This is a genomic window from Methylophaga sp. (assembly GCF_030651745.1).
In genome coordinates this window covers 1-6,908 of sequence record NZ_JAUSCC010000067.1, presented here as the reverse complement: position 1 = coordinate 6,908, position 6,908 = coordinate 1, and the positions used below count along the sequence as shown (strand labels likewise).

The following is a 6,908-nucleotide window of genomic DNA, read 5'->3' as shown; positions in this document are numbered from 1 at the left end:
ATGAGCGACGACAAAAAAAACGACGACAAATTACTTTACTGTTCATTCTGCGGTAAAAGTCAGCATGAAGTAAAAAAATTGATCGCGGGTCCATCGGTATTTGTCTGCGACGAGTGTGTAGAGCTTTGTAACGATATTATCCGCGAAGAACTTCAAGAAAAAAACGACGGCAAAGCCGATTCCAGATTGCCTTCGCCACATGAAATAGATTCTGCTCTCAATAATTATGTTATTGGTCAAGTAAAAGCCAAACGGGTTTTATCGGTAGCGGTATATAACCATTACAAACGTTTGCGCCACGGCACCAAAAACGATGATGTGGAACTCTCTAAAAGCAATATTCTGTTAATTGGACCGACCGGCAGTGGTAAAACATTGCTGGCCGAGACATTGGCCAGACAGTTGAATGTGCCTTTCACCATGGCTGATGCCACTACGCTAACCGAAGCTGGTTATGTCGGTGAAGATGTTGAAAACATCATTCAAAAACTGTTGCAGAAATGTGATTACGATGTAGAAAAAGCTGAAACAGGCATCGTTTACATAGATGAAATCGATAAGATCTCCAAAAAATCGGACAATCCCTCGATAACTCGTGATGTATCCGGTGAAGGTGTTCAACAGGCCTTGTTGAAATTGATTGAAGGTACGATTGCTTCAGTACCGCCTCAAGGTGGTAGAAAACATCCTCAGCAGGAATTTTTGCAAGTTGATACCAGCAAAATTCTATTTATTTGTGGTGGTGCATTTGCTGGCTTGGATAAAGTTATCCGCAACCGTACTCACAAAGGTGGCATAGGTTTCTCTGCTGATGTGAAGAGCGTTGATACCAATGCACCTTCAAGTGAAGCGTTAAGAGTGGTTGAGCCAGAAGATTTAATCCAATACGGATTGATTCCGGAATTTGTTGGCCGTCTACCAGTTGTTGCTACCCTAGAAGAGCTTGATGAAGCCGCTTTGGTACAGATCTTAACTGAACCGAAAAATGCCTTAACCAAACAATATGAAAAATTGTTTGAACTGGAAAATTGTGAACTTGAGTTCAGAGCTGATGCACTTCGTGCAATTGCTCGTAAAGCAATGGAACGTAAAACCGGTGCACGTGGTCTGCGATCCATCATTGAAAATGTACTGTTAGATACCATGTTTGACCTGCCATCTCTCGATAATGTAACCAAAGTGGTAGTGGATGAAAGTGTTATCAACGGTGAAAACACGCCAATATTGATTTACGAAGATCAACCTGCTGATCTTGCTTCAGGTGATAAATAACTTCTACCTGATTGTTCTTTAAACACTTTGGCAGATATTAATGCGTTCGGTATCACCGAACGCTTGATTTCTTTATGCCTGTCCCCATATTGTTTTCACGCACACGATGAACGTGTCTGTTGACTCCCTTAAGAGGTCTGCATTGATGGAAAATGAATTAAAAGCTACATCAACTGATGACAATGCCTTGCAAAAAGTACCTGTGTTGCCATTGCGTGATGTTGTCGTATATCCGCATATGGTTATTCCTTTATTTGTTGGGCGTGAAAAATCCATCAAAGCATTGGAACATGCAACTGATGAAAACAAGCAAGTCCTGCTGGTAGCGCAAAAAGATTCAGGTGAAGATTCTCCTTCGCCAGAAAATCTTTATGAAACTGGTACCTTGGCAAATATTCTGCAATTACTGAAATTACCTGACGGTACGGTAAAAGTTCTGGTGGAAGGTACGCAGCGGGCTAAAGTTGCCTTGTATGACAATACCAATGCGTTTCTGGAAGCAGAAGTCGCAACCTTTATTGATGAACATCCTGATCAGCGTGAAGCTGATGTGTTGATGCGTACACTGCTGGGACAGTTTGAGCAGTACGTTAAACTCAATAAAAAAATTCCACCTGAAGTTATTGCTTCTTTATCAAGCATTGAGGATCTTGCGCGTATGGCAGATACCGTTGCTGCGCATATGACCTTAAAGTTAGAAGATAAACAACTTCTGCTGGAAATGTCTGACGTTAAAGAACGTATCGAGAAGTTGATGGCCTATCTGGAATCAGAAATCGATATTCAGCAAATCGAAAAGCGCATTCGCAATCGTGTCAAAAAACAGATGGAAAAAAGTCAGCGCGAATACTATCTGAATGAACAGCTTAAAGCTGTGCAGAAAGAGCTGGGTGAGCTTGATGACAGCGGTAATGAAGTCGAAGAATTAGCTGAGAAAATCGCTGCGGCAGGCATGAGCACCGAAGCTCGGGATAAGGCCGAGTCAGAACTTAAAAAATTGAAAATGATGTCGCCGATGTCTGCCGAAGCAACAGTTGTGCGTAACTACATTGAATATTTACTCGAAGTACCCTGGAAAAAACGCTCACGTGTGACTCTGGATCTGGAGCATGCACAACAAGTGCTGGATGAAGATCACTATGGCCTTGAAAAAGTTAAAGAACGTATTATTGAATACCTCGCAGTGCAAAAACGCGTTAAAAAACTGAAAGGTCCAATTCTATGTTTAGTAGGCCCACCAGGTGTTGGTAAAACATCGATTGCCCAATCGATTGCCCGTGCGACAAACCGTAAATTCAGTCGTATGGCACTGGGCGGTGTACGTGATGAGGCGGAAATTCGTGGTCATCGCCGTACTTATATCGGCTCTATGCCAGGTAAAGTGATTCAGAATATTTCCAAAACAGGTGTTCGTAACCCATTGTTCTTGTTGGATGAAATTGACAAGATGGCGCAGGACTTCCGTGGAGATCCTGCATCTGCGTTATTGGAAGTTTTGGATCCGGAACAAAATTCGACTTTTGCAGATCATTATCTGGAAGTTGAATACGATTTGTCTGATGTAATGTTTGTCTGTACAGCGAACACGTTGAATATTCCAGATGCATTGCGTGACCGTATGGAAATTATTCGTCTTGCTGGTTATACCGAAGATGAAAAATTGAATATTGCCTTGCAGTATTTGTTACCAAAAGCGATTAAAGATAACGGTTTAAAAGCAGATGAGATTGAAATTACTGCTCAAGCGGTTATGGAAATCATTCGTCGCTATACGCGCGAAGCCGGTGTACGTAACCTGCAACGTGAGATATCCAAAATCTGTCGCAAACTGGTCAAACAAATCCTTAGCGATGCACCTACTGAGAAAGTGGTTGTCACTGCAGATAACCTAGAAGACTATCTTGGTGTTTACCATTATCAATATGGTGTCGCAGAAGAAGATGATCGGATCGGCCAAGTCACCGGACTTGCCTGGACTGAAGTTGGCGGTGAATTATTGACTATCGAGTCGGCGGTTATGCCCGGTAAAGGCAAAGCCAGTTATACCGGTAAGCTGGGCGATGTGATGCAGGAATCGATTCAAGCTGCAACCACCGTTGTACGTTCACGCGCAGTAGAGTGGGGCATTGCTGAAGATTATTTGCAGAGCCACGATTTACATATTCACGTGCCAGAAGGTGCTACACCAAAAGATGGTCCAAGTGCCGGTATCGGTATGTGTACCGCATTGGTGTCGGCGATTACCGGGATACCGGTTAAATCGAATGTGGCGATGACTGGTGAAATTACTTTGCGCGGTGAAGTATTGGCGATTGGTGGTTTGAAAGAAAAATTACTGGCCGCTCATCGTGGAGGTATTGATACCGTTTTGATCCCTAAAGATAATGTGAAAGATTTAAGGGAAATTCCGGATAATGTAAAATCCGGCTTGGAAATTATTCCGGTGCGCTGGATTAATGAAGTGCTGGAGAAAGCATTACAAAAAATGCCAACTAAAGCATTACCGACTCCGGATACAGCCACCGTGCTTGCTCCAGAGCAAGCCAGTTTCCACGAAGTTAATACGCAAAACCGGCATTAAAATTGATTAAAGCGAGCGGCGGAGATTTATGATGACTCAGAAACAACAACAGCGTTTAATCGGGACGCTTTTGCTGGTCTTTTTCATCACCGTGCTCGCTTATATCGTTTTATCCAAAGTGAGCCAGACTGAATCTGGAAGGCAAACTCAAGAGGAAGAGCCTATTCAATTCTCTTCTATAATTGAGGCTATGCAAGAAGCTTCTGACGATGATGATATCCGGGGCGATTCAATTTCAGGTGAAGAAGCTTTTATCGATATTAATCCAGAAGCGACAGATGAATCGACAATAACAGCACCATCAACGGAATCTGTAGTAACGGTCCCCGTAGTACCTGAGCCGGAAGTCGTTGCTCCAAAACCAGCACCGGTTACTCCTAAACCGACTCCAGCTCCAACACCGGCACCTGAACCAAAGCCTGCTCCTGCCCCCATTGTTGAGGCTCCAAAACCAGCCCCAACTCCTGCAGCTCCTGTAGAGAGAACACCGGAACCTTCACAAACAGAACCAGCATCACGTTGGATCCTTCAATTAGGCAGTTTTTCGGTTGAAGCCAATGCAAACAGCTTGAAAAAACAGTTAGAAGATATCGGTTACAAACCAATGATCGAACAGACACGCAGTGGTGAAACGGTTATTTATCGGGTCAGACTGCAGCCAAATACAGATAGAGCGGCATTGGAAAAAACGGCTGAGTCAATACGTAATCAATTGAATTTAAATACTCAGATTTTCCCATACCCGTAATGCGTCACAAAGTCATCGGTTTGTAATCTGTTACGTGTAAATATATTGGGTTACCCTTGGCAATTCTGATAAAATTCCCTCTTTTTTACACGCTGCTTGACGCGGAGTCATAATGAACTGGGTAGATTATTTAATAATCGGCATTATTTTGATTTCGTCGGGCATCAGTATTGTTCGTGGCTTTGTCAAAGAAGTACTTTCGTTAATCAGCTGGGCAGTGGCGATTTGGGTCGCTTTTATGTTTTTTGCCAATTTTGCCAGTTTATTAACACCTTATATCGATACAGTTACCATACGTTTATTTGTCGCGTTTTTTGTCTTATTTGTTGTCACATTAATACTCGGAGCACTGGTTAACCATTTGATTTCACAGCTGGTCGAGAAGACTGGCCTTAGCGGCACTGACCGTGCGCTTGGAGTGATTTTCGGTATTGTTAGAGGTGTCGCAATCGTCACTATTCTGGTGTTGGCTGCAGGTGTAACGCCCATGCCATCTGATAACTGGTGGCAAAACTCTTTATTGTTACAACATTTTGAAGACCTAGCGGTTTGGGTCAAGCAGTTTTTACCAGCTGACGTCGCTGAACACGTTAACTTCAACTAATCCTGGCAGGGTATTTTATGTGTGGAATTATTGGTATTGTAGGTCACTCGGAAGTCAATCAAGCGTTGTATGACGGGCTGACAGTCCAGCAACATCGCGGCCAGGATGCTGCGGGTATTATGACTTGCGACCAAACCGGTCGATTTTATCTTCGTAAGGATAACGGTCTGGTTAAAGATGTATTTCATACCCGCCATATGATTCGTCTTAAAGGATCAATGGGAATAGGGCATATACGCTACCCAACGGCTGGCTGCTCCAATTCAGCAGAATCTCAACCATTTTATGTCAACTCACCTTTCGGTATTGCGTTGGCACACAATGGCAACTTGACCAATACCAAACTGTTATCCGATCAACTGTTTAAAAGTGATCGTCGCCATCTTAATACTGGCTCTGATTCTGAAGTATTGTTAAACGTACTTGCCCACGAATTACAAACCTCTGGCAAACTTAAACCGCAACCGGAAGATATTTTCAAAGCGGTTTCCGAAGTACATAAACGCTGCAAAGGTGCTTATGCCGTTGTTGCAATGATTGCCGGTGTCGGCATGTTGGCATTCCGCGATCCCTATGGCATCCGTCCTGCAGTGATTGGCAAGCGTGAAACAGAGTTAGGCACCGAATACGTAGTGGCTTCTGAGAGTGTAGCGATTGATACGCTGGACTTTGAATTAATGCGCGACGTACAACCTGGCGAATGTATCTTTATTGATATGCAGGGTAGTTTTCATAGTCAACAATGTGCTGAAAACCCAATCAAATCGCCTTGTATATTTGAATATGTTTATTTTGCTCGTCCAGACTCAATGATGGATGGCATTTCCGTGCATAAAAGCCGTATGCGTATGGGCACCAAGTTAGCTGAAAAAATTAAACGTGAATTTCCAGATCACGATATTGATGTCGTTATCCCAATTCCCGATACTAGCCGTAGTGCGGCACTACAACTTGCCTATGATTTAGATGTGGTTTATCGCGAAGGCTTTATTAAAAATCGCTATATTGGTCGTACCTTCATCATGCCAGGCCAACAACAGCGTAAAAAATCGGTTCGGCAGAAATTGAATGCTATCGATCTGGAATTCCGCGGTAAGAATGTTCTGTTAGTTGATGATTCAATTGTTCGCGGCACGACTTCTCAACAAATCGTACAAATGGCCCGCGATGCAGGTGCCAAAAAAGTTTATTTAGCCTCTGCTGCACCACCGGTTCGCTTTCCTAACGTTTATGGTATTGATATGCCATCACCGTCGGAATTTGTTGCGCACAATCGCAATGTCGAACAAATTGCTGAAGAGCTTGGTGTGGACTGGTTGATCTATCAGGATTTACAAGATCTGGTTGAGGCCATTAACAAGAAAAGTGATGTTAAACGTTTTGATACTTCCTGTTTTGATGGGGATTACATAACCGGTGACATCGATGAGACTTATCTGTATTACATCGATGCGCTGCGTAATGACATGTCCAAACAGACCAGCGAAGAAGGTAATGTCACCATTGAGCTGCATAATGATGTCTAACCAGCGCATTGCCTCCTGCAATTTGTTTACTGATACTCCCGCTAAATTCAGCGGGAATAAACAGCTTTTTGCTGTTTGATACCAATTCTTATATAATCCCGTCGATTATGCATCAGCAATTGCCAAGAGAGATTGATCCGTTTCGTTTTGCTCATAGCGGTTTACAGATAACGGGAG

5 protein-coding genes are annotated in these 6,908 nt (G+C 43.2%); all 5 read left to right on the top strand.

What is annotated here, in order from left to right; translation table 11 throughout:
* Nucleotides 1-1,272, top strand: a 1,272-nt coding sequence (gene clpX, locus Q7V21_RS08120) for an ATP-dependent Clp protease ATP-binding subunit ClpX (protein WP_304916807.1), incomplete at its 5' end; no start/stop codon positions are given.
* A gap of 145 nt (nt 1,273-1,417) precedes the next feature.
* The gene (lon, locus tag Q7V21_RS08115) at nt 1,418-3,853 is read left to right on the top strand and encodes an endopeptidase La (protein ID WP_304916806.1); all 2,436 of its coding nucleotides are present in this window, start codon (nt 1,418-1,420) and stop codon (nt 3,851-3,853) included.
* A gap of 28 nt (nt 3,854-3,881) precedes the next feature.
* Entirely contained in the window at nt 3,882-4,601 is a 720-nt protein-coding gene (locus Q7V21_RS08110) for an SPOR domain-containing protein (RefSeq protein ID WP_304916805.1), read from the top strand.
* Between the two features lie 112 nt (nt 4,602-4,713).
* Entirely contained in the window at nt 4,714-5,205 is a 492-nt protein-coding gene (locus tag Q7V21_RS08105; protein ID WP_304916804.1) for a CvpA family protein, read from the top strand.
* A gap of 17 nt (nt 5,206-5,222) precedes the next feature.
* The gene (purF, locus tag Q7V21_RS08100; RefSeq protein ID WP_304916803.1) at nt 5,223-6,731 is read left to right on the top strand and encodes an amidophosphoribosyltransferase; all 1,509 of its coding nucleotides are present in this window, start codon (nt 5,223-5,225) and stop codon (nt 6,729-6,731) included.
* Nucleotides 6,732-6,908 lie beyond the last annotated feature (177 nt).